This is a genomic window from Microbacterium sp. NPDC055312 (assembly GCF_053645675.1).
In genome coordinates, this window is the sequence record NZ_JBSHMU010000001.1 from 651513 (window position 1) to 672678 (window position 21166).

Sequence of the window (21166 nt, forward strand, 5' to 3'; positions counted from 1 at the left end):
AGCCTCCCAGTATACGTCGCGGGTGGTTCGGGGCCCTTTCAGGGTGAGCAGGATGCCGTCGGCGGCGTCAGCGACCGAGGCCTCGGGCCGTGAGCGCATCACCGACGTCGTCGGCGTGCTTCATCGCGAGCACGAGCAGCGGCACGGCGGCGCGCACGCCGAGCCGCACTCCCCTGGCCTGCTGTGCGTCGCGCACCTGCTCGAGCAGACCGGCGAGCACCGGCACCATCGTGATGGTCAGGGAGACGGCGAGAGCCGGGGTCTCGGGGTCGACGCCGAACACGCGCAGCGGCCGGAACAGCCGACGCAGCACGTCGAGCAGGTCGCCCGTCCGGGTGGTGCGCGTCACGGCCTCGGCGAGAAGGAGCAGGGCCACCACCCGCCCGGTGTTCTGCACGGCCGCGGCGGCGCTCACGAAGATCACGAGCGCGCCGCCCAGCACCACAACGAGCCAGCGCAGGCGCCACCAGGCGAGCAGAAGACCGCGCGCCCCGGCGCCGGCCGCCAGCAGCACGATCGACGCGATGCCGAGCAGCACGAGCGTCCCTGCCGCGCCGGGGCGCGCGACCGAGATCGCCAGTGCGCTGCACGCCAGACCGAGAAGCTTTGCTCCCACCGGCATCCGGTGCAGGATGCTGTCACCCGGTCGGTACAGCGAGATCACGCGCTGATCCGACGGTACGTCTCGATCACGGCGCGCGGCTCCCCCGCGGCGACCAGCCGCCCGCCGTCGAAGAGCACCGCGTCATCGCAGCGGGCTGCCAGATCGAGGTCGTGTGTGACGATCACGACGGGCACCGCAAGCCCCAGGAGCAGATCCGCGATCCGTCGGGCGTTGCGCAGATCGAGCAGCGTCGTCGGCTCGTCGGCGACGACGAGCCGCGGGTCGGTGGACAGCACCGCGGCCAGCGCCAGCAGCTGGCGCTGGCCTCCCGACAGTTCCGAGACCGGCTGATCACCTCGTCCCGCCAACCCGTACCGGTCGAGGATCTGCTCGACGTGCGTCCTGCGCGCGCTGCGCGGCACAGATCCGAGAGAGAGCGCCAGATCCTCGGCGGGCGTCGGCATGAGGATCTGCGCCTCGGGGTTGGTGAACACGAACCCGACCCGCGAGCGCACCCGCGACCCGTCTGCCGCCGGATCGAGCCCGAGCACGCGCACCGCGCCCGTGGTGGGCCGGCGCAGCCCGTTCATCATGCGGGCGAACGTCGACTTGCCTGAGCCGTTCGCGCCGATCACCGCGGTGCGCGGCGCGGTCAGCCGCGCCGTGACACCGTTCAGGATCGGAACGCCGTCGACCACGTAGGAGACGTCGTCGAACGCGATGTGCGCCCTCGTCACTGCGCAGCGACGGCCCCGGCGCCGACAGCGCGCGCCGGTGCATCCGCACGGGCCGGGAAGGCGCGCGGATACGCCCGGCGGAGTGCCACTGCGAGCAGGGTCGCCAGCGTCGCCTTGATCAGGTCGCCGGGCAGGAAGGCGACGCTCGACAGCGCTGTCAGATCGAGCGGCACCCCGGTGACCGCGGCCTGCACCGGGATCCCGAAGAGGTAGACGACGACGATGCCGCCGACGACGGCACCGGTGGCCGCACGCCACCACGTGAAGCGCCCGCTGTGCGCGATCATGCCGATCACGATCGCGCCGACCACCCAGCCGGCCAGGTACCCGGCGGTCGGTCCGACGAAGGCGCCTAGTCCGCCGCGGCCTCCGGCCAGCACGGGCAGCCCGATCCCCGCGAGCGCCAGCACGAGCAGGATCGCGAGAGGAGCACGCCGGGCGCCGAGCACGAGTCCGGCGAGCATCACTCCGAGCGTCTGGCCGGTGATCGGGACTCCGCTCGGCAGCGGCACCATGACCGTGCCGAGGACGATCACGAGAGCGGCGAAGACCGCGATGCGTGCGAGATCAGCGCTGAGTGGACGGCGGTCGGGAGTCATCGGTCCTCCGAGGATCGTGGGCTACGTGCACCGGAACGGCGATCACGTTGACGATTCCCACAGTATTGACCGAATCCCGATCGGCGCACGACGACACCTACAGCGTGCGCGCGCAGATCTTGTCGACCTGCGCCGTCAGCGGACCGGATCGCCCATCCGCAGGCCCGGCAGCAGGGCGAGCACGGTGAGCACCGCGGCGAACGCATAGACGGTCGCGAAGCCGCTGCCCAGCAGCGGCAGGGCGACGAAGCCGAGACCGGCGACGGCCACCGCGAGGGCGGAGCCGGTGGCATCCGAGATCGACAGCGCCGACGAGTTGAATCCCTCGTCGCGGGTCGTCGAGTACGCGAGGGTGAGCACGGTCAGGCGCGGATAGAGCAGCCCCATCCCTGCGCCTGCGAGTGCCCACCCCACGACGACGATCCAGGGCAGTGGCCAGGCGAGAGCAACCGTCAGCACGCCCACGATCGCCGTGATCATAAGAGTAAAGGTGATGAGCATGATGCGGCGGCTGCCCAGGCTCTCACCCCACCGCCCCTGCACCGCCGACGCGCTCGACCAGCCGAGAGCCGCGAGCGTGAGCGCCAGGCCGGCGATCGACGGCGAGAAGCCGTGCTCGTCCATCAGCAGCTTCGGGATGTAGGCCTCGGCGGCGAAGAAGGCACCGGCGATGAGTCCACGGGTCAGCACGACGCTCGGCAGGCCGGGTGCCGCACGCAGGGTGCGCTTCGGAAGCAGCGGCAGCAGGGCGACGCCGATCACGATGATGCCGATCGCCGCCAGCACTCCCCCGACCGGGAACGGCACCTCGACGGTGAAGCCGACGCCGACCGCGCAGACGGCCACGACGACGGCGAGCAGCATGCGCGTCGCGAACGATCCGGGCGCGGGTGCCGCAGCCGGGGTCTCGGCGACGGCATCCGGATCCGCGTCCCCCGCGTCGCGCGCGTCCGCTTCGAGCGAGACTCCGCGCAGACGCTGCGCGACGAGCACGAACGCGCCGGCCGTCAGCACGGCGACCCCGAGGAACGTCCAACGCCAGTGCAACAGCTCGGTGACGAGCCCCGCGAGGAACGGCCCGATCATCGACGGGACGACCCAGGCTGCGGCGTAGGCGGCGAAGATACGACCGTGCAGGTGCGGCGGATACACGCGCGCGACCACCACGTACAGCGCGACCGTCTGGCCGCCCGCACCCAGCCCCTGGATGAGCCTGCCGGCGAGGAAGGTGTACATGTCGGTCGCGATGCCCGAGACCACCAGCCCGACCAGGAACAGCGCGACCGACGTGTACAGCGCCGCGCGGGGCCCTGTGCGGTCGCTCCAGGTTCCCGCGGCCACCATCCCGATCACGCTCGTCGCGAGCGTGCCCGAGAACGCGACCGCGTAGAGCGCCTCGCCGTGCAGATCCGCGCTGACGACCGGCATCACCGTGGTGACGGCGAGTGCCTCGATCGCCGCGAGGAAGATGAGCACGACCGAGCCGATCGTGATCCCGAGACGGGTGCCGTCCCAGATCGTCGCGGACGGAGCGCCGGTCGTCACGCCTGCATGTCAGATCGCGAAGCCGAGCGCGCGCATCATGTCGCGGCCGTCGTCGGTGATCTTCTCCGGGCCCCACGGCGGCATCCACACCCAGTTGATCCGGAACTGGTCGACCACCGAGTCCAGCGCCTGGGCGGTCTGCTCCTCGAGCACATCGGTGAGCGGGCATCCGGCACTGGTCAGCGTCATGTGGATGACCAGCGCGTCGTTCTCGTCGTCCCAGGAGAGGTCGTAGATCAGGCCGAGGTCGACGACGTTGATCCCGAGCTCGGGGTCCATGACGTCCTTGAGAGCCTCGGTGACCTCGTCGTACTTCTCGGGAGTGAGCGTCGTGGTCATGCTCTCAGCCTACGCTTCGATGGGCTCTGCGGGGTCGAGGAAGCGGTCGTATCCCTCGTCCTCGAGCCGGTCGGCGAGCTCGGATCCGCCCTCCTCGACGATGCGTCCCTTCACGATGACGTGCACGTAGTCGGGGCGGATGTAGCGCAGGATGCGGGTGTAGTGGGTGATCAGCAGCACACCGAGGTTGGTCGCCTCCTTGGCGCGGTTGACGCCGTCCGAGACGATCTTCAGCGCGTCGACGTCGAGGCCGGAATCGGTCTCGTCGAGCACGGCGAACTTCGGCTTGAGCACCTCGAGCTGCATGATCTCGTGACGCTTCTTCTCGCCGCCCGAGAAGCCCTCGTTGACGTTGCGCTGCGCGAACTTCGGGTCCATGCGCAGGTTCGACATCGCCGACTTGACGTCCTTCGTCCACTGCCGGATCGAGGGCGCCTCGCCGTCGATCGCGGTCTTCGCGGTGCGCAGGAAGTTGGTGACGGTCACCCCGGGGATCTCCACCGGGTACTGCATGGCCAGGAACAGACCGGCGCGGGCGCGCTCGTCGACGCTCATCGCCAGCACGTCCTCACCGTCGAAGGTGATGGTGCCCTGGGTGACGGTGTACTTGGGGTGACCGGCGATCGTGTAGGCGAGGGTCGACTTGCCCGAGCCGTTGGGGCCCATGATGGCGTGCGTCTCACCGGTGTTGATGGTGAGGTCGATCCCGTTGAGGATCGGCGTCGTGCCCTGATCGGTCTCGACCGTTACGTGCAGGTCGCGGATCTCGAGAACAGACATTCAGACTTCCTTAGTGACAGTGGGGTCGATGAGCACGTCGTCGCCGTCGATCTCGACGACGAAAACCGGGACGGGCTCGTAAGCGGGGAGGTTGAGGGGACGGCCGGTCTCGAGCGAGAACGCCGAGCCGTGGGCCCAGCACTCCAGCGTCTTGCCTTCCACGAAACCCTCGGACAGCGAGATGTCGCCGTGCGTGCAGCGGTCGCCGATCGCGTGGATCTGGTCGTCGCTGTCCTTCACGATCGAGATCGCGATCCCGTCGAGCTCGACGCGCAGCGGCGTGTCCTGCTCGAGTTCGCTGACGCTGCAGGCGCGCTGTGCGCTCACGCGCTCACCGCCTCGAGCTCGGCTTCGAGGGCGGCGGTCAGCTCGTCCTGCAGCTCGGGGATGCCGATGCGCTGCACGACCTCGGTGAGGAAGCCGAACACGACCAGGCGACGAGCCTCCTCCTCCGAGATGCCGCGAGCCTGCAGGTAGAACAGCTGCTCGTCGTCGAAGCGACCGGTGGCACTCGCGTGCCCGGCGCCGGCGATGTCGCCGGTCTGGATCTCGAGGTTCGGGATCGAGTCGGCGCGTGCGCCCTCGGTCAGCACCAGGTTGCGGTTCGCCTCGTACGAGTCGGTGCCGGTGGCGCCGGGGCCGATCAGCACGTCGCCGATCCAGACGCTGTGCGCGCTCTCACCGTGCAGCGCGCCCTTGTAGAGCACGTCTCCGGTGGTGTGCGCGCCCTTGTGGTGCAGGTACACCTGGCTCTCCAGGTGCTGGCCCGCGTCGGCGAACGACAGTCCGTACAGGTAGCCGTGCGAGCCGGTGCCGGCGAGCTCGACGTTCGGGTTCACGCGTACGACCCCGCCGCCGAGGCTGACGACGATGTGGGTGAGCTCGGCGTCGCGGTCGACGCGCGCCTGGTGAGCCGACGCGTGCACCGCGTCGTCCTCCCAGCGCTGCACGGTGACGACCTTCAGCTTCGCTCCGTCGCGGACGATGATCTCGACGTTCTGCGCGTACTGGGCGGAGCCCGTGTGCTGCAGCACGATCGTCGCGACGCTGTGGCGTCCTGCTTCGATCACGAGGTGCGCGTCAGCGCGGCCTCCGCGGCCATCGATCGTGACGATGATCGGCTCGGCGACCTCCTCGTCGGCGGGGATGCCGAGATGCAGAGCCTCAGCCGCACCCTGCCAGGCCACGGCCGAGACGACGTCCTCGGGGACGAAGAACTCGCCCCGCGGTGTCGCGCCGTGCGCGAGCGGTGCGCTCACGTACTGCTCGTGGCTGAAGGTGTAGGCGACCGCGTCGGTCGCGCCGGCCGGCTCGAACAGCGGCTTCAGCTGCGCGACGGGAGTGTGCTTCCAGTTGACCTCGCGTCCGGTGGGGGTGCCGAAGTCGTCGGGGTCGAACGACCGGGGCCGCTCGGAGCGGGTCTGCACCGGCACGAAACCGGCGTTCGCGACCTGGGCGGCCGGGTCGATGTGCGCGTTCGTCTGCGGCGCCAGCTCGGGCGCCTGAGTGGGGGCCGTCATCAGCCGACCGATCCTTCCATGCCCATCTCGATGAGCTTGTTCAGTTCCATCGCGTACTCCATCGGCAGCTCGCGTGCGATGGGCTCGATGAACCCGCGCACGATCATCGCCATGGCCTCGGTCTCCTCGATGCCGCGGGACTGCAGGTAGAAGAGCTGCTCCTCGCTGACCTTCGAGACCGTGGCCTCGTGACCGAGCTGCACGTCGTCGACGCGGATGTCGATCGCCGGGTACGTGTCGGAGCGCGACTGCGTGTCGACGAGCAGCGCATCGCAGACCACCGAGTTGGCGGAGTGGTGCGCCGCCGCATCGACGCGGACCTCGCCGCGGTAGCCCGAGCGGCCGCCGCCGCGGGCGATCGACTTCGACACGATCGACGACTGCGTGTACGGCGCCATGTGCACCATCTTCGCGCCGGCGTCCTGGTGCTGACCGGGACCGGCGAAGGCGACCGAAAGCGTCTCGCCCTTGGCGTGCTCGCCCATCAGGTAGATCGACGGGTACTTCATCGTCACCTTGGAGCCGATGTTGCCGTCGACCCACTCCATGGTGGCGCCCTCGTGGGCGACCGCCCGCTTGGTGACGAGGTTGTAGACGTTGTTCGACCAGTTCTGGATCGTCGTGTAGCGCACGCGGGCGTTCTTCTTCACGATGATCTCGACCACGGCGGAGTGCAGCGAGTCCGACTTGTAGATCGGGGCGGTGCAGCCCTCGATGTAGTGGACGTAGCTGTCTTCGTCGGCGATGATCAGGGTCCGCTCGAACTGACCCATGTTCTCGGTGTTGATGCGGAAGTACGCCTGCAGCGGGATCTCGACGTGCACGCCCTTGGGCACGTACACGAACGAGCCGCCCGACCACACGGCCGTGTTGAGCGCGGCGAACTTGTTGTCGCCCGTCGGGATGACGGTGCCGAAGTACTCCTCGAAGAACTCGGGGTGCTCGCGCAGCGCCGTGTCGGTGTCCATGAAGATGACACCCTGCTGCTCGAGGTCCTCGCGGATCTGGTGGTAGACGACCTCGGACTCGTACTGCGCGGCGACCCCGGCGACGAGGCGCTGGCGCTCTGCCTCGGGGATGCCGAGTCGCTCGTACGTGTTCTTGATGTCGTCGGGAAGGTCTTCCCAGCTCTGCGCCTGCTTCTCGGTGGAGCGGACGAAGTACTTGATGTTGTCGAAGTCGATCTCGCTCAGATCCGCACCCCAGGTGGGCATCGGCTTGCGGTCGAACAGCGACAGCCCCTTGAGGCGGGTCTTGAGCATCCACTCCGGCTCGCTTTTGAGAGCCGAGATGTCGCGCACGACGTCCTCAGAGAGGCCGCGGCGCGCGCTGGCTCCGGCGGCATCAGCGTCGTGCCAGCCGAACTCGTACACCCCCAGCCCATCGAGTTCCGGGCGGTCGATCAGCACATCCGACATGACTCACTCTCCTCAATATGGGCCCAGACGGTGTCATCCGCCCCGGCACACCGGTTCCCCGTCGAGTCTTCAGGGAAAGGATGCCGCTCATGGGCCCTCATCTTCGGCGCAGGACTCGCGCCTAAACTGTCGGTGAGGGATCTCGCGCTGTGTGCGCCCCTCATCACAATCCCGATTCTACAGGTTCCGCCTCGCGAGCGGGCCGCGCCCGCCTGTCGATTCCGCGAACCGGAGGCACCATGAACCACACCAGCGCTGCGGATATGATCACGCGCAGCCGCTCCCGCGGCGATTCCTTCGGGTGGCTGCCGACGACGATCGGTCGACGGCTGCGCGTGTTCGCGTGGCTGTCCTTCCTCGCCGAGGTCATCATCATCGGCACCGGTGGGGCGGTGCGCCTGACCGGGTCGGGGCTCGGATGCTCGGAGTGGCCGCTGTGCACGCCCGAGTCGCTCGTGCCGATCCTCGAGGTGCAGGGCCTGCACGGAGCCATCGAATTCGGCAACCGCGTCATGACCGGCGTGGTCGGGCTGCTGGCGCTCGCGGTGCTGATGCTCACCCTGCACGTCGTCAGCGGGCGCCGCCTCGTGGTGCGCGCCGTGTGGTTCGCGCTGGGCGGAATCGCGCTCGGGGTGCTGGTGTACATCACGACCGCTCTGGTGGGCGTGCCGGGAGCCGATGAGCGGACGACGGCGGTGATCGCCGCGGCGCTCATGTCGGCCGCACTGCTGCTGGCCGTGCTCGTCGGCGCCACCGATTCGCTGCGCCAGCCGATGCCCCGCAAAGACCTGGCGGTGCTCGCCTGGGTGGTGCTGGTCGGCGTGATGGCCCAGGCCGTGGTCGGGGGATTCGCGGTGATCAGCAGCCTGAACGCCTTCATCGTGGGCTTCCACTACACCGTCTCACTCGCGCTGGTGTGCGTGACGGCGCTGTTCCTCGTTCGGCTCGGCACCGGTGATGCGCCCCGCGTGCCGGCCGTGCCCACGTGGTTCTCGGTGCTGACCCACGTCACCGGTCTCGCTCTCGCGACCACCATCGTGGTCGGCGTGCTGACGACCGGATCCGGTCCGCACTCGGGCGACGAGGCGATCCGGCGAGAGGGCTTCGACGCCACGGTTCTGGCACACGTGCACTCCTGGCCCGGCTACATCCTGGCCGCGCTCGTGCTGACGCTGCTCGTGGCGAGCTGGGCCATGCGCCTGCGTCCGCGCGCGTGGCTGCTGGCGCTCACGGCGGCGATCGCCGTGCAGGTCGGCGTGGGCGTGCTGCAGGCGCGCACCGGACTCCCCCCTGTGCTCGTCGGCGTGCACATGGTGCTCGCGGCGCTGTCCGCCGCGACCTACGTGGTCGTCGTCACGAAGCTGAAGAAGCCCGTCACCTGAGCGCATCGCGCGACGCGCGAAGAGGCCCCCGCCGGATTCCGGTGGGGGCCTCTTCGCGATGGTGTCGAGGGCAGATCAGAACGGCAGCAGCGGGTCGACCGCGACGGCGAGGAAGATCAGCGTGAGGTACGTGATCGACGCGTGGAAGACGCGCATCGGTCGCGGCTCGCCGCCGCGCACGGCACGGTTGTACAGGCGGTGCGACTCGTAGACGAACCAGCCGCCGAAGACGAGCGCCGAGACGGTGTAGACCAGGCCCATGTGCGCGACGGGCACGAGCAGCAGCGAGCACACCACGGTGGCCCACGCGTACAGGATGACCTGCAGGCCGACCTGCGAGGCCGAGCGGGTGACGCCGAGCATCGGCACGTCCACGTCGTCGTAGTCGTCCTTGTACTTCATCGACAGCGGCCAGTAGTGCGGCGGCGTCCAGAGGAAGACGAGCACGAAGAGCACGAACGGCGGCCAGTCCAGCGAGCCGGTGACGGCGCTCCAGCCGATCAGCACGGGGAAGCATCCCGCGATGCCGCCCCAGACGATGTTCTGCTCGGTGCGGCGCTTGAGGATCATCGTGTAGATCACGACGTAGAAGAAGATCGCGACGACCGACAGCGTCGCGGTGAGCCAGTTGGTGGTCAGCAGCAGCCAGACGGTGGATGCCACGGCCAGCACCCACGAGAACACCAGGGCCCCGCGCGGTGACACCTCGCCGGTGACGAGGGGGCGGTTCTCGGTGCGCTTCATGTGCACGTCGATGTCGCGATCGAGGTACATGTTGAACGACGCCGCCGACGATGCGCTCATCGCGCCGCCGATGACCGTCGCGACGACGAGCCAGATGTCGGGCATCCCGCGCTCGGCGAGGAACATCACCGGGACGGTGGAGACGAGCAGAAGCTCGAGCACGCGGGGCTTGGTGAGGGCGATGTAACCGCGAACCCTCTGACCGAGCGAGTGATGAGTCGCGGCGGCCTGCGATGTGGTCGAGATCGCGATCCCCTCCTTATACATGGCGGACGTCCCCCCATTCTATGCCACCCGGCGTGTCGTGCCGGGTCGGCGCACGGGCCCCTCGATCCGCGGCGCGGCCTCGCCCGGAAAGCGCTCACGCCCCGTCGGCAGCGCCCGCAACACACGCAGACCGGTCACGTGCGCCCCGCTATGCTGAAACCCACTCGCGCACCCCGCTGCTGTGCATGTTTCCACTCCGTGAAGACGCGGAAGGCGCAGGAATGCGGGAGCGTCCCCCCGCGTCTTAAGGAGTATGGCTGTGACAGAACTGCACTGGGATGAGATCGACCGACGCGCGGTGGACACCGCCCGAGTGCTCGCGGCCGATGCCGTCGAGAAGGTGGGCAACGGTCATCCCGGTACGGCGATGAGCCTCGCCCCCGCAGCGTACCTGCTCTACCAGCGCGTGATGCGGCACGACCCCGCCGACACCGACTGGCTGGGCCGCGACCGCTTCATCCTCTCGGTCGGTCACTCGTCGCTGACGCAGTACGTGCAGCTGTACCTCGGCGGCTTCGGGCTCGAGCTCGAAGACCTCGAGTCGCTGCGCACCTGGGGGTCCAAGACCCCCGGCCACCCCGAGTACGGGCACACCAAGGGCGTCGAGATCACCACCGGGCCGCTCGGCCAGGGCCTCGCGTCGGCCGTCGGCTTCGCGTACGCCGCCCGGTACGAGCGCGGGCTGTTCGATCCGGATGCCGCTGCCGGCACCAGCCCGTTCGACCACTTCGTCTACGTGATCGCCGGCGACGGCGACCTGCAGGAGGGTGTGACCAGCGAGGCGTCGTCGCTCGCGGGCCACCAGCAGCTGGGCAACCTCATCGCGATCTACGACTCGAACCAGATCTCGATCGAGGACGACACCGACGTCGCCTTCACCGAGGACGTCGCCGCGCGCTACGAGGCGTACGGCTGGCACGTGCAGACGGTCGACTGGAAGAAGACCGGCCAGTACGTCGAGGACGTCGCCGAGCTGCACGCCGCGATCATCGCCGCGCAGGGCGAGCAGTCAAAGCCCTCGCTCATCATCCTGAAGACCATCATCGGCTGGCCCTCCCCCGGCAAGCAGAACACGGGCAAGATCCACGGCTCCGCACTGGGTGCCGACGAGCTCGCCGCCACCAAGAAGGTGCTCGGCTTCGACCCCGAGCAGCACTTCGTCGTCGCAGACGACGTCATCGCGCGCACCCGCACGCTCGCAGAGCGGGCGGCCGAGGTCCGCGCCGAGTGGCAGAAGTCGTTCGACGCATGGGCCGAGGCCAATCCGGAGCGAAAGGCGCTGCTCGACCGGCTCGAGGCGCACGAGCTTCCCGAGGACATCGCCGACGCGCTCCCGGTCTTCGAGTCCGGCAAGGACGTGTCGACCCGCGCGGCATCCGGTCAGGTCATCAACGCGCTCGCCGCGCGGCTGCCCGAGCTGTGGGGCGGCTCGGCCGACCTCGCCGAGTCGAACCTGACCACCATCAAGGACGCGCCCTCGTTCATCCCGACCGAGTGGTCGACCCACGAGTGGAAGGGCAACCCGTACGGCCGGGTGCTGCACTTCGGCATCCGCGAGCACGCGATGGGCGCGATCATCAACGGCATCGTGCTGCACGGCCCCACCCGCGCATTCGGCGGCACGTTCCTCATCTTCAGCGACTACATGCGCCCCGCGGTGCGTCTGGCCGCCCTGATGAACGTGCCGAGCATCTTCGTCTGGACCCACGACTCGGTGGCGCTGGGCGAGGACGGCCCGACGCACCAGCCGATCGAGCAGCTCGCGTCGCTGCGCCTGATCCCCAACTTCACCGTCGTGCGCCCCGCCGACGCCAACGAGACCGCCGCGGCGTGGCTCGAGCTGCTGCGCCGTCACGGCGGACCCGCCGGCATCGCGCTGACCCGGCAGAACATCGCCGTCTTCGAGCGCGGCGACGGCGAGGCCTCCGGCGACACGCTCGCCTCTGCGGCCCACACCGCGAAGGGCGCGTACGTGCTCGCCGAGGCGCCGAGCGGCACGCCGGACGTGATCCTCATCGCCACCGGCTCCGAGGTGCAGCTGGCGGTCGCCGCCCGCGAGACGCTCGCAGCGGAGGGCGTGAACGCCCGCGTCGTGTCGGCACCCTCGCTGGAGTGGTTCGCCGAGCAGGACGAGGCCTACCGCGAGTCGGTGCTGCCGGCATCCGTCACCGCCCGCGTCTCCGTCGAGGCGGGCTCGATCGCAAGCTGGCGCGGCATCGTCGGCGACCGCGGCCGGTCGATCGGCATCGACCACTTCGGTGCGTCGGCCGACTACAAGACCCTGTTCGAGAAGTTCGGCGTCACGGCCGAGGCGGTCGTCTCGGCCGCACGCGAGACCATCGCCGACGCGGCGCGCTGAGCGCTGCAGAAGGAGAGCAAGAGATCATGAGCACCCCCACCGAGAACCTCGCGCAGGCCGGCGTCAGCATCTGGCTCGACGACCTGTCGCGCACGCGGATCAGCTCCGGCAACCTCCAGCAGCTCATCGACACGCGCAACGTCGTCGGCGTCACCACGAATCCGACGATCTTCGCGACGGCGCTGATGGATGAGAACGACACCTCCTACGACGAGCAGACCCACGAGCTCGCCGTTGCCGGCGCGAGCGCATCCGAGGCGATCTTCGCCGCCACCACGCAGGATGTGGCCGACGCACTCGACGTCTTCCGCCCGGTGTGGGAGGCCACGAACCACGTCGACGGACGTGTCTCGATCGAGGTCTCCCCCGACCTCGCGCACGACACCGCAGGTACGGTCGCGTCGGCCAAGGAGCTGTGGCAGAAGATCGACCGCCCCAACCTGCTCGTGAAGATCCCCGCCACCAAGGCCGGTCTCCCCGCGATCACCGAGGCCATCGCCACCGGCATCAGCGTGAACGTCACCCTGATCTTCAGCCTGGAGCGCTACAACGACGTCATCGACGCCTACCTGACCGGCCTCGAGCGCGCGCATTCCGCCGACTTCGACCTGTCGAGCATCCACTCGGTCGCCTCGTTCTTCGTCTCGCGCGTCGACACCGAGACCGACCGGCGCCTCACCGAGATCGGCACCGACGAGGCGCTGGCGCTGAAGAGCAAGGCGGGGCTCGCCAACGCCCGCCTCGCCTACGAGCTCTTCGAGAAGAAGTTCGCCGAGAAGCGTGCGCAGGACCTCATCGCCCTGGGTGCCAACCTGCAGCGCCCGCTGTGGGCATCCACCGGTGTCAAGGACCCGAACCTGCCCGACACGCTGTACGTGACCCAGCTGGTCGCTCCCGGTGTGGTGAACACGATGCCCGAGAAGACGCTCGAGGCGACCTTCGACCACGGCGAGGTCACCGGCGACACCATCACCTCGACCTACGCCGAGTCGCACGAGGTGATGGCCAGCCTCGAGGCCGTCGGCGTCGACTTCGACGACGTCACCCGGGTGCTCGAAGAGGAGGGCGTGGCCAAGTTCATCGACTCGTGGCACGGCCTGCTCGGCAGCGTCGCAGAGGTTCTGGAAGCCGCACGATGACCGTCTCGGTGCACGTGTCGCAGGCGGCGCAGACGTCCGTCGAGCAGCTCGTGCCGGGCCTGGTCGACGACCTCGTCGCGTCACGTGTCACCGCAGCCGACAGTGACCTGTGGGGTGCGGATGCCTCCGCCGAGGCATCCGTGCGTCTCGGCTGGGTCGACGCCGTGTCGAACTCCCGCCCGCTCGTCGCGGAGATCGCCGCCCTGCGCGACGACCTCCGCGCGCGCGGGATCGACCGGATCGTGCTGGCCGGCATGGGCGGCTCCTCGCTCGCCCCGGAGGTCATCGCGAACACCGCCGGCGTGCCGCTGACCATCCTCGACAGCACCGCCCCCGCTCAGGTGCTGCGCGCGATCGACGAGGGTCTGGCCCGGACGGCGCTGGTCGTCTCGTCGAAGTCGGGATCCACCATCGAGACCGACTCGCAGCGGCGCGCCTTCGAGGCCGCCTTCAGTGACCTCGGCATCGACCCGGCTGAGCGCATCGTCGTCGTCACCGACCCCGGATCCCCGCTGGAGGCGTCGGCTCGGGACGCCGGATACCGCGTCTTCACCGCCGACCCGAACGTCGGCGGACGGTACTCGGCGCTCACTGCCTTCGGCCTGGTGCCCGCGGGCCTGGCAGGCGCCGACATCGGCGAGCTGCTCGACGAGGCCGAGGCCTCGCTGCTGCAGTTCGCCGTCGACTCGCCGGAGAACCCGGCGCTGCGGCTGGCCGCCGCGATCGTGGGCACCGAGCCGCGTCGCGACAAGCTCGGACTCATCAGCGACGGCACCCACATCGAGGGGCTGCCCGACTGGATCGAGCAGCTGATCGCCGAGTCCACCGGGAAGGCCGGTACCGGCATCCTCCCGGTGGTGCTGCTGCCCGTCTCTCCCGAGGTGGAGTCCCAGCCGCACGATCTGCAGATCGTGCGGCTCGTCGACGACGCCGACGAGCGCCACCTGCGTCACCAGGGCGAGATCCTCGTCAGCGGAACCCTCGGCGCGCAGTTCCTGCTCTGGGAGTACGCGACCGCGATCGCGGGGCGCCTGCTCGGCATCAACCCGTTCGACCAGCCCGATGTGGAAGCGGCGAAGACCGCCGCACGCGGACTCCTCGATGCGCGACCGGAGGCCACCGCGGCGGCGTTCGTCGAGAGCGGGATCGAGGTGCGGGCGTCGGACCCGGCGCTGCTCGCCTCGGGGACACTCGCCGGTGTCCTCGACGCCCTGTGGGCCCGGTTGGGCACCGACGGGTACGTCGCGATCCAGGCGTACGTCGACCGCACCGAGATGCCCCAGCTTCAGGGGCTGCGCGAGATGGCGGCGGCGGACTCCGGGCGCCCGACCACGTTCGGCTGGGGCCCCCGCTTCCTGCACTCGACGGGCCAGTACCACAAGGGCGGCCCGGCGCAGGGCGTGTTCCTGCAGATCACCGAGCGCACCGACGTCGAACTCGAGATCCCCGGGCGTCCGTTCACCTTCGGGCAGCTGATCGAGGCGCAGGCCGCGGGTGACGCGGCGGTGCTCTCAGGACTCGGCCGCCCCGTCGTCACCCTCACCATCACAGACGCCGTGGATGACGTGCTGGCGCTCTTCGAAGCCGCCCAGTGAGATCATCCTCACCACTTGGAGATATCCCCCACCGATGACTGCCACCGTCTCCCGCGGACACAATCCCCTCCGCGATCCCGATGATCGCCGGCTGAACCGCATCGCCGGCCCGAGCGCCCTGGTGATCTTCGGCGTGACGGGCGACCTGTCGCGCAAGAAGCTCATGCCCGCGGTCTACGACCTCGCGAACCGCGGTCTGCTGCCACCGGGTTTCGCCCTCGTCGGCTTCGCCCGGCGCGACTGGGAGGATCAGGACTTCGCGAAGGTCGTGTACGACGCCGTGAAGGAGCACTCCCGCACCGAGTTCCGTGAGGAGACCTGGCAGCAGCTGCTGCAGGGCATCCGGTTCGTGCAGGGCACGTTCGACGACCCGCAGTCGTTCGCCCGACTGCGGGAGACCGTCGAGACGCTCGACGTCGAGCGCGGCACCATGGGCAACCACGCTTTCTACCTGTCGATCCCGCCGAAGGACTTCCCCACGGTGGCGCGCCAGCTGAAGGAATCGGGTCTGGTCGGCGAGCACAGCGACGACGACACGTGCTGGCGTCGCGTCGTGATCGAGAAGCCGTTCGGCGATGACCTCGAGTCGGCTCGTGCGCTGAACAGCGCACTCGAGGTCGCGTTCCCCGCCGATTCGATCTTCCGCATCGATCACTACCTCGGCAAGGAGACGGTGCAGAACATCCTCGCGCTGCGCTTCGCGAACGAGCTGTACGAGCCGATCTGGAACCGCAACCACATCGATCACGTGCAGATCACCATGGCCGAGGACATCGGCGTCGGCGGACGCGCGGGGTACTACGACGGCATCGGCGCGGCGCGCGACGTCATTCAGAACCACCTGCTGCAGCTGCTCGCGCTCACCGCGATGGAAGAGCCGATCAGCCTGTCGGCAGAGCATCTGCGCGCCGAGAAGGAGAAGGTGCTCGAGGCCGTTCAGCTGCCCGAGGACCTGTCGACGGCGGCCGCCCGCGGCCAGTACGCCGGTGGCTGGCAGGGTGGCGAGAAGGTGAACGGCTTCCTCGAGGAGGAGGGGATGAACCCGCAGTCGACCACCGAGACGTACGCCGCCCTCAAGCTCGAGATCGCCACCCGCCGCTGGGCCGGGGTGCCGTTCTACCTGCGCACGGGAAAGCGCCTGGGTCGCCGGGTCACCGAGATCGCCGTCGTCTTCAAGCGCGCACCGCACCACCTGATGGGCCGTGAGTCGGAGCTCGGTCAGAACGCACTGGTCATCCGCGTGCAGCCCAACGAGGGCGTCACGATCCGCTTCGGCTCGAAGGTTCCCGGCGCGGGCACCCAGGTGCGCGACGTGACCATGGACTTCGGCTACGGCCACGCCTTCACCGAGGCGAGCCCCGAGGCGTACGAGCGACTCATCCTCGACGTGCTGCTGGGTGATCCGCCGCTGTTCCCGCGCCACGAGGAGGTCGAGCTGTCGTGGAAGATCCTCGACCCGATCGAGCAGTACTGGGCATCGCTCGACGAGCAGCCCGAGCAGTACGCCCCCGGCTCGTGGGGCCCTGCCTCGGCCGATGAGCTGCTGGCCCGCGACGGACGAGTCTGGAGACGCCCGTGATCATCGACATCCCCGACACGACGATCAGCAAGGTCGCCAAGCGGCTGGTCAACATGCGCGAGGAGGGCGGCGCCGTCGCCCTCGGTCGCGTGCTGACCCTGATCATCGCCGCCCGCAACGGCGTGGCCGAAGAGGCCATCGAGGCCGCCAACGACGCATCCCGCGAGCATCCGATGCGGGTGATCGTGCTCACCGTCGGCGACGGCGAGGCTCGCCTCGACGCGCAGATCCGCGTCGGCGGCGACGCGGGCGCGAGCGAGGTCGTGGTGCTGCGCGCCTACGGCGACGCCGCGAGCAACGCCGAGAGCCTGGTCACCGGTCTGCTGCTTCCGGATGCCCCGGTCGTCGCGTGGTGGCCCGACGAGGCGCCGCAGGATGCCGCCGACTCGCCCCTCGGGCGGATCGCCCAGCGCCGCATCACCGACGCGGCCACGAGCCCCGACGTGCGTGACCGGCTCAGCACGCTCGGTCGCACCCACGCCCCCGGCGACACCGACCTTGCCTGGACCCGTCTCACGCACTGGCGCGAACAGCTCGCGGCCGTGCTCGACCAGCCGCCGTTCGAAGACGTCACCGGCGCCGAGGTGCGCGGCGCCGCGGCGTCGCCCTCGACCGCGCTGCTCGCTGCGTGGCTGCAGATGGCGCTGCAGGTGCCCGTCACGTGGTCGTACGAGGACCCGAGCGTGTGGGAGGAGGGCATCAAGTCGGTGCGCCTCACCCGTGCCAGCGGAGACATCCTGCTCGAGCGCCCCTCGCCGAGCGTCGCCTTGCTGACCCAGCCCGGCCAGCCGGATCATGAGCTGCACCTGCCGCGACGCACCCTGCGCGAGTGCCTCGCCGAGGAGCTGCGCCGGCTCGATGCTGATCTGCTCTATGGTCGAGTCATCACCGAGGGCTGGACGCACCTCGGTCCGCCCGAGCAGGAAGTGTGAGCGAATGAAGGTCCAGGGAACGACGAAGTCGGTGGTCGTCGAGCCCACCCCCGCCGAGCTCGCGACGCGCGTGGCAGACCGCTTCATCACGCGGCTGCAGGCTCGCACCCGCAACGGCCGCATCGCGCATGTGTGCCTCACGGGCGGTTCGATGGGCGGGGCTGTGCTCGCGGCCACCGCCGCAGACCCGCGCTCGGCCGACATCGACTGGTCTCTGGTGCATTTCTGGTGGGGCGACGAGCGCTTCGTCGAGCGCGACGACCCCGACCGCAATTCACTGCAGTCGCGACGGGCGCTGCTCGATCACATCCCCGTGTCGACCGAGAACGTGCACGAGGTGGCCGCTCCCAGCGACGGTGTCACGCTCGACGAAGCGGCGGATGCCTACGCCGCCGAGCTCGCGCGCTTCTCCAGTGTGCACGGCGAGTGGCCCTCGTTCGCCGTCTGCTTCCTCGGCGTCGGACCCGACGGGCACATCGCGTCGCTCTTCCCCGATCGTCCCGAGGTGACGGTGACCGATGCAGCGGCGCTGCCCGTGCGCAACTCCCCGAAGCCGCCGTCGGAGCGCGTCACGCTGACCCGCCCGGTGCTGAACTCCGCCAAGCGCGTCTGGCTGGTGCTGACCGGCGCAGACAAGGCATCCGCTCTCGGCCTCGCCCTCGCCGGCGCGAGCTACGCCAGCGTGCCCGCTGCGGGCGCCAAGGGCCGGCGCCGCACGGTGTTCTTCGTCGACGAGGCCGCGGCCGCGGAGGTCTCCCCCGACCTCATCGATCGCGACTACTGATCCCTGGGCCCCTGAGCTTTCTTCGGTCCCTGAGCCTGTCGAAGGGCCCTGAGCTTTCCTGGGCCCCTGAGCCTGTCGAAGGGCCCCGAGCCCACTCACTGGGCCCCTGAGCCTTCCTGGGCCCCTGAGCCTGTCGAAGGGCCCTCACCCCTCCTGGGTTCCCGACCCCTCCTGGGTTCCCGACCCCTCCTGGGTTCCCGACCCCTCCTGGGTCCCTGAGCCTGTCGAAGGGTCGCTCCCCCTCCGGATGCCCAGCTCCTGACTGTCGCTGAGCACCTGCGGGTGGTACCGCGCCAGGCTGAACACGCCCCAGATCGCGATCGCCCCGGCCACGACGAACAGCACGACGACCCACAACGGCGCCGCGGCCGCCTCGCCGAGCACGAGCGCGCCGATGAGCACGGCGACGATCGGATCGACGACCGTCAGGCCGGCGATCACGAGGTCGGGCGGCCCCGAGCTGTAGGCGGTCTGCACGAAGTACGCCCCCACCGCTGCGGCGGCGATGAGCGCGATGACGCAGACCACGGTGAGCCACTCGAAGTTCCCCGCCTGGATGCGGCTGATGACCGCCTTGGCGAGTGTGGCGACGAAGCCGTACAGGATTCCCGCGCCGGTGACGTAGAACAGAGCGCGCATGCGGCGGCGCAGGATCAGCCAGAACGCGCCGAGCACGATGATCACCACCAGCAGGATCGTGAGGATCATGAACAGGTCATCGTTACGGATCGGCCGTTCGGTCGCGTACAGCGCGGCGAGGACGACGAACAGGAAGATGCCGCCGAGACACGCGGTGATCGCGATCAGCGACTGCCTGGTCGGCGTGTGACCAGAGATCCGCGCGTTCAGAAGGGTGGTGACGACCAGCGCGATCGCGCCGAGCGGCTGCACGACGATGAGCGGGGCGATCGCGATGGCGCTGAGCTGGCAGGCGATCGCGAGGCCCAGCATCATCGTCCCGATGATCCACGACGGGCGGGTCAGCAGCGCCCTGAGCTGTGCGCCGCTGAGTCCGGTGGTGCCGTGCGTGCCGCTGAGCCGTTCCACCTTCTCGACGCCGCGGTGCTGGTACTGCGCGCCGAGTGACATGAAGACCGCCCCGGCCAGCGCCAGGGGGATGCCGAGGAGCAGAGCCGGGTTCTGGAACACCCCGACCAGCTGCTCGCTCATGTTCCCTGCGAAGTCCGCCCCATGCTGCACCGTTTCACCCTACCCGGCAGTTCCCGCCCGTTAGGGTTGTGGCGTGGCTGTTCTTCCGATTCGCATCATGGGCGATCCCGTCCTGCACGCGCCCGCGAGCGAGGTCATCGAGGTGACCGACGAGGTCCGCTCTCTCGTCGCCGACATGTACGAGACGATGGACGTCGCTCCCGGCGTCGGCCTTGCCGCACCGCAGGTGGGAGTCGGTCTGCGCATCTACGTCTACTCGTACGTCGACGACGACGAGAACCCGTGGCGCGGCGAGATCATCAACCCCGTTCTGTGGATGGCTCCCCTCGAGCCCGGCTCCCCCGACCCTGATGAGGAGTCCGAGGGATGCCTGTCGTTCCCGGGTGAGCGCTTCGCCCTGCGTAGATCCGACCGTGTGCTCGTCACGGGCACCGATCTCGAGGGTCGCGACGTGCGCATCGAGGTCGACGGCTGGCGGGCGCGCATCATGCAGCACGAGTTCGACCACCTCGACGGCATCCTGTACGTCGACCGCCTCGACGAGTCGGACTGGAAGACGGTGCAGAAGATCGCCCGCAAGCGGGGCTGGAATCGCGGCTCGCACAGCTGGATGCCCGGCGTCGACGACCTCGAGGGCTGAGCCCTTCCACCTATCTCCAGGAGCTCGCACGTTGAACACGCACATCCGCATCGGCATCGTCGGCTACGGCAACCTCGGCCGCGGGGTGGAGCGCTCGCTCGCGCGCAACCCCGACATGCGTCTCGTCGGGGTGTTCACCCGGCGCGACCCCGCGTCGATCGGCACGGTCGGCCCCGGCGTCCCGGTGCGACGCATCGACGAGCTCGACGCGATGCACGACGAGATCGACGTGCTGATCCTGTGCGGCGGATCGAAGAGCGACCTGCCCGAGCAGACACCGGCGCTGGCATCCCGCTTCTCGGTGGTCGACAGCTTCGACACGCACGCGCGCATTCCCGAGCACTTCGCCGCGGTCGACGCCGCTGCCCGAGCTGCGGGAACGACGGCGGTGATCTCGACCGGGTGGGACCCGGGTCTGTTCTCGCTGCAGCGGCTGTACGGCGAGGCGATCCTGCCGCAGGGCGAGACGTACACTTTCTGGGGCCGCGGCCTCAGCCAGGGGCACTCCGACGCCATCCGGCGCGTGCCCGGCGTCGCCGCGGGCGTGCAGTACACCATCCCGTCCGAAGAGGCGGTGGCCCGCGTGCGCGCGGGCGAACGACCCGAGCTGAGCACGCGCGACAAGCACACCAGGGAGTGCTTCGTGGTGCTCGAGGCCGGCGCGGATCCGGATGCCGTGCGCGAGGCGATCGTGACGATGCCCGACTACTTCGAGCCCTACGACACGACGGTGCACGTCGTGTCGCCCGAGGAGCTCGCGCGCGATCACACCGGCGCGCCGCACGGCGGCTTCGTGATCCGCAGCGGAACGACCTCCGACGGGGTCTCGCAGACCGTGGAGTTCCGGCTCGCGCTGGAGTCGAACCCCGAGTTCACCGCCAGCGTCCTCGTGGCGTACGCCCGGGCTGCTGCGCGGCTGGCGGCATCCGCGGATCACGGCGCGAAGACGCCGTTCGACATCGCACCGGGACTGCTCTCCCCCAAGTCTCCCGAGCAGCTGCGCGCCGAGCTGCTCTGACGCCAGGACTCGGTG

General features: G+C 69.5%; 20 protein-coding genes. 9 read left to right on the plus strand and 11 right to left on the minus strand.

Annotated elements, in window-relative coordinates:
• Positions 1-67: 67 nt before the first annotated feature.
• The 9 genes from ACWIDW_RS03170 to sufB form a co-directional block, all read right to left on the minus strand.
• On the minus strand, positions 68-664 hold the full coding sequence (locus ACWIDW_RS03170) for an energy-coupling factor transporter transmembrane component T family protein (protein WP_454122874.1): 597 nt from the start codon (positions 662-664) through the stop codon (positions 68-70).
• Entirely contained in the window at positions 661-1341 is a 681-nt protein-coding gene (locus tag ACWIDW_RS03175; protein ID WP_454122876.1) for an energy-coupling factor ABC transporter ATP-binding protein, read from the minus strand. The genes ACWIDW_RS03170 and ACWIDW_RS03175 overlap by 4 nt, the downstream gene beginning before the upstream one ends.
• Positions 1338-1940 (minus strand): biotin transporter BioY, encoded by a 603-nt coding sequence (locus tag ACWIDW_RS03180; RefSeq protein WP_454122878.1) that lies wholly within the window; start codon positions 1938-1940, stop codon positions 1338-1340. Before ACWIDW_RS03180 ends, ACWIDW_RS03175 begins: the two co-directional genes overlap by 4 nt.
• Before the next feature lie 135 nt (positions 1941-2075).
• On the minus strand, positions 2076-3485 hold the full coding sequence (locus ACWIDW_RS03185) for an MFS transporter (RefSeq protein ID WP_454122880.1): 1410 nt from the start codon (positions 3483-3485) through the stop codon (positions 2076-2078).
• A gap of 9 nt (positions 3486-3494) precedes the next feature.
• The gene (locus ACWIDW_RS03190) at positions 3495-3824 is read right to left on the minus strand and encodes a metal-sulfur cluster assembly factor (RefSeq protein WP_454122882.1); all 330 of its coding nucleotides are present in this window, start codon (positions 3822-3824) and stop codon (positions 3495-3497) included.
• A 9-nt stretch (positions 3825-3833) separates the two neighbouring features.
• Positions 3834-4604 (minus strand): Fe-S cluster assembly ATPase SufC, encoded by a 771-nt coding sequence (gene sufC, locus ACWIDW_RS03195; protein ID WP_454122884.1) that lies wholly within the window; start codon positions 4602-4604, stop codon positions 3834-3836.
• Positions 4605-4931 (minus strand): non-heme iron oxygenase ferredoxin subunit, encoded by a 327-nt coding sequence (locus ACWIDW_RS03200; RefSeq protein ID WP_454122886.1) that lies wholly within the window; start codon positions 4929-4931, stop codon positions 4605-4607.
• Positions 4928-6124, minus strand: coding sequence for a Fe-S cluster assembly protein SufD (sufD, locus tag ACWIDW_RS03205; RefSeq protein WP_454122887.1), 1197 nt, complete (start codon positions 6122-6124; stop codon positions 4928-4930). Before sufD ends, ACWIDW_RS03200 begins: the two co-directional genes overlap by 4 nt.
• A complete protein-coding gene (gene sufB, locus ACWIDW_RS03210) occupies positions 6124-7542 on the minus strand; it encodes a Fe-S cluster assembly protein SufB (protein ID WP_454122889.1) in 1419 nt (472 codons plus the stop codon). The genes sufD and sufB overlap by 1 nt, the downstream gene beginning before the upstream one ends.
• Positions 7543-7781: 239 nt before the next feature.
• Here sufB and ACWIDW_RS03215 point away from each other — a divergent pair, with 239 nt between their 5' ends.
• On the plus strand, positions 7782-8924 hold the full coding sequence (locus ACWIDW_RS03215) for a COX15/CtaA family protein (RefSeq protein WP_454122891.1): 1143 nt from the start codon (positions 7782-7784) through the stop codon (positions 8922-8924).
• Between the two features lie 75 nt (positions 8925-8999).
• Here the strand turns inward: ACWIDW_RS03215 and ACWIDW_RS03220 are convergent, their stop codons facing one another.
• Positions 9000-9935 (minus strand): heme o synthase, encoded by a 936-nt coding sequence (locus tag ACWIDW_RS03220; protein WP_452321124.1) that lies wholly within the window; start codon positions 9933-9935, stop codon positions 9000-9002.
• 253 nt (positions 9936-10188) lie between these two features.
• Here ACWIDW_RS03220 and tkt point away from each other — a divergent pair, with 253 nt between their 5' ends.
• From tkt to pgl, 6 genes are read left to right on the plus strand one after another with little or no spacing between them, the layout of a single operon-like run.
• Positions 10189-12294 carry a transketolase gene (gene tkt / locus ACWIDW_RS03225; protein WP_454122893.1) on the plus strand — a complete coding sequence of 702 codons (2106 nt, stop codon included), beginning with the start codon at positions 10189-10191 and terminating at the stop codon, positions 12292-12294.
• Between the two features lie 26 nt (positions 12295-12320).
• Complete coding sequence (gene tal, locus ACWIDW_RS03230) at positions 12321-13433, plus strand: transaldolase (protein WP_454122894.1); 1113 nt, start codon at positions 12321-12323, stop codon at positions 13431-13433.
• Positions 13430-15028 carry a glucose-6-phosphate isomerase gene (locus tag ACWIDW_RS03235; RefSeq protein WP_454122896.1) on the plus strand — a complete coding sequence of 533 codons (1599 nt, stop codon included), beginning with the start codon at positions 13430-13432 and terminating at the stop codon, positions 15026-15028. Before tal ends, ACWIDW_RS03235 begins: the two co-directional genes overlap by 4 nt.
• 34 nt (positions 15029-15062) lie before the next feature.
• The gene (zwf, locus tag ACWIDW_RS03240; protein WP_454122898.1) at positions 15063-16607 is read left to right on the plus strand and encodes a glucose-6-phosphate dehydrogenase; all 1545 of its coding nucleotides are present in this window, start codon (positions 15063-15065) and stop codon (positions 16605-16607) included.
• Positions 16604-17539, plus strand: a complete 936-nt coding sequence (locus ACWIDW_RS03245) for a glucose-6-phosphate dehydrogenase assembly protein OpcA (RefSeq protein ID WP_454122900.1) — start codon at positions 16604-16606, stop codon at positions 17537-17539. Before zwf ends, ACWIDW_RS03245 begins: the two co-directional genes overlap by 4 nt.
• A gap of 4 nt (positions 17540-17543) precedes the next feature.
• A complete protein-coding gene (gene pgl, locus ACWIDW_RS03250; protein ID WP_454122902.1) occupies positions 17544-18323 on the plus strand; it encodes a 6-phosphogluconolactonase in 780 nt (259 codons plus the stop codon).
• Positions 18324-18467: 144 nt separating this feature from the next.
• Here the strand turns inward: pgl and ACWIDW_RS03255 are convergent, their stop codons facing one another.
• Positions 18468-19493, minus strand: coding sequence for a DMT family transporter (locus ACWIDW_RS03255; protein ID WP_454122903.1), 1026 nt, complete (start codon positions 19491-19493; stop codon positions 18468-18470).
• 73 nt (positions 19494-19566) lie between these two features.
• Between ACWIDW_RS03255 and def the strand changes: the two genes are divergently transcribed.
• Both def and ACWIDW_RS03265 read left to right on the plus strand, forming a co-directional pair.
• Complete coding sequence (gene def / locus ACWIDW_RS03260) at positions 19567-20133, plus strand: peptide deformylase (RefSeq protein WP_454122905.1); 567 nt, start codon at positions 19567-19569, stop codon at positions 20131-20133.
• Between the two features lie 31 nt (positions 20134-20164).
• Complete coding sequence (locus tag ACWIDW_RS03265) at positions 20165-21151, plus strand: diaminopimelate dehydrogenase (RefSeq protein ID WP_313355485.1); 987 nt, start codon at positions 20165-20167, stop codon at positions 21149-21151.
• Positions 21152-21166 lie beyond the last annotated feature (15 nt).